The organism is Microbacterium umsixpiens, from assembly GCF_053543675.1.
The window spans coordinates 49,294-51,482 of sequence record NZ_JBLVOH010000093.1; the positions used below are offsets into that span (position 1 = coordinate 49,294).

The following is a 2,189-nucleotide window of genomic DNA, read 5'->3' on the forward strand; positions in this document are numbered from 1 at the left end:
GGCGCAGGAGTCCGGCCCCTCCGAGGAGGAGCAGGGCTGCGGCGAGGGCGATCAGTCCTTCGGTCGGAGCGCCGCCGGTCATGGCGAGCCCTTCCGCCTGGCCGGTGGTCACCGCGCCAGAGGCTGTCGCGGCACCGGCCGACGTGCCCGGGTCCGTTCCGGGGTCGGTGCCCGGGTCCGTGCCGGGGTCCGTCCCCGGGTCAGTTCCCGGGTCGGTTCCCGGGTCGGTTCCCGGGTCCGTTCCGGGGTCCGTTCCGGGGTCGGTTCCCGGGTCAGTTCCCGGGTCGGTTCCGGGACCGGGGTCGGTCACCGTCGCCTCGCCGACCACCGAGATGGCGTTCCCGCCGATCGTGATCGGCAGCGTCACCGGCAGCCCCAGCTGGGTGCCGCCGAGGATGCCGTCGGTTCCGGTGGTGGTGTTGCCTCCGGTGGCGGGGGTGGTGGGTGCGGTGGTGGTGCCGCCGGTGCCGGTGACGGTGGCGTCGTCGAGGGCGGAGATCGCGTTGCCGGTCACGGCCACGGGGGCGGTGATGGGTGCGGTGATCTGGGTGCCCCCGAGGATGCCGTCATCGCCGGTGGTGGTGTTGCCGCCGGTGGCGGGTGCGGTGGGTGCCGGGGTGCCGGCCGCGCCGGATCCGGTTGCCGCGCTGTCGCCGAGCAGGGAGATCGCGTTGCCCGACACCGTCACCGGTGCCGTCACGGGTGCGATCGCCTGCGTGCCGCCGAGGATGGCGTCATCGCCGGAGGTTCCCCCCGTCGTGGCGGGGGCGGACGTGCCCCCGGTGCCGGCCGTGCCGGAACCGGTCGAGCTCGTGTCGCCGAGCAGCGAGATCGCGTTGCCCGACACCGTCACGGGTGCCGTGATCGGTGCGACCACCTGAGTGCCGCTGCCGATCCCGTCGTCACCGGACGTCGTGCCCGATGCGGCCGGAGCGGAGGATGCCGGTGCTGCGGCTCCCTCCCCGCTCGTTGCAGCGCTCTCGGAGTCGCCGAGCAGCGACACGGCGTTGTCCGTGACGGTGATCGGCGCGTTGACCGCGAGCAGTGCCTGCGTGCCCGAGAGCACGCCGTCCACGCCGTTCGTGGTCACGAGAGGTGCCCCGGCCGGGGTCTCGGCCTGGGGAGCCGAGTTCTGGGGAGTTGCGGCCGGGGCACTGGTCGATGAGCTGTCGTCGAGCACGCTCACCGCGTTGCCCGATACGGAGACGGGCACGTTCACGGTCACCACGGCCTGGGTGCCGGATGCCGTGCCCGAGGACCCACTGGTCTCCGCAGCGGGTGCGGGGGCCGGGGCGGGCGCTGGTGCAGGTGCAGGTGCAGGTGCGGGTGCCGGTGCCGGTGCCGGTGCTGGTGCTGGTGCGGGTGCGGGTGCTGGTGCGGGTGCGGGCGCCGCGACGACGTCGCCGAGCACGGAGATCGCATTGCCGACCGCCGAGATCGGTGCCGAGATCGCTGTCTCCACCTGCGTGCCGGAGAGCAGTCCGTCGTCTCCGGATGTCTCGGCCGCGTTGGCGGCCGTCGCACCGAGGAGCGTGATGCCCCCGGCGATGAGCGTGCCCCACAGGGCTCGCTTGAGGTAAGTGCGCATGATCGTTTCTCCTGACTGGATGGATCGTCTGATGGGTGCGCGCGATCAGAGTGCGCGCGCAGCACGGCATCTGTCGTCCCCGGGGGAACGACGTGACGGTCCGTCAGTCAGGTGAGACGTCGGTGTCGGCGACCGGCGACGAAGGAAGCACGTCGTCGGATGCGCCGGATGTCCGCTCGCCAGCACGGAGCGGAGCAGGGTCCACGTCGCTGAGGCGCGCGTGGGCAGGGCTGGATCCTCCGCCGGGGCCGGCAGAGGAAGATGCGGGTACGGGGGCGCCCGGCGGACTCCCGGACGGAGTGCCCGTGGGTGCCGTCGTCGTGTCTTCCGTGGCCGGGGCGGACTCGTGCGAGACGAGGTCCGCAGCCGAGAACGACACGGCGGATGCGCGCGCGGAAGCGGTGCCCGAAGCGCCGAGGATGGGCGAGGACGTCACCTGCGTCGCGGAGACGGCGGCGACGGTGGTCGGGCTCACGGGGGGATCGACGACACCGGTGCCCGGAGTCGGATCGGGGTTCGTCGGATCGAGCGCCTCGAGCACCGGCGGCACGGTCCCGTTCGTCACGTCTCCGAGGAGGGCGGTCGTGTCGTCGACCACTCC

The 2,189-nt window shown here is 73.2% G+C and carries 1 protein-coding gene and 1 pseudogene; both read right to left on the reverse strand.

All coding sequences use genetic code 11. The features are described from left to right. A partial coding sequence (locus ACNPM4_RS09480; RefSeq protein ID WP_448985501.1) for a chaplin family protein occupies positions 1-1,588 on the reverse strand: 1,588 nt, incomplete at its 3' end. 103 nt (positions 1,589-1,691) lie between these two features. After that, positions 1,692-2,189, reverse strand: a pseudogene (locus ACNPM4_RS09485) (hypothetical protein); the annotation flags it as partial.